This is a genomic window from Marimonas arenosa, from assembly GCF_030848945.1.
In the GTDB taxonomy this organism is placed as follows: Bacteria; Pseudomonadota; Alphaproteobacteria; order Rhodobacterales; family Rhodobacteraceae; genus Marimonas; species Marimonas arenosa.
The window spans coordinates 1-237 of record NZ_JANHAX010000019.1; the positions used below are offsets into that span (position 1 = coordinate 1).

Below are 237 nucleotides of genomic sequence, written 5' to 3' on the forward strand. Positions count from 1 at the left end.
TATGTATTCAGATGTAACAATGAGTTCTACCTGTGAAATGGTATTTCATTTTATCGACATGCTTGGTGATAAGGATAAAATTAATAAAGATATTGCTACATGCTTATATACCGGTATCATGACAGATACGAGTTCATTTAGATTTGCATCTACAACTAGCAAAACTCATCGAGTAACAGCATATTTAATTGATAAAGGAGCCGAGTCCTCAGAAATACATAATGCAGTTTTAGACGC

Annotated in this window: 1 protein-coding gene; it reads left to right on the plus strand. The window is 33.3% G+C overall.

Annotation, left to right across the window (positions count from 1 at the left end):
- The coding region (locus NO357_RS21305) for a DHH family phosphoesterase (RefSeq protein ID WP_306737779.1) at positions 1 to 237 on the plus strand (237 nt) is incomplete at both ends.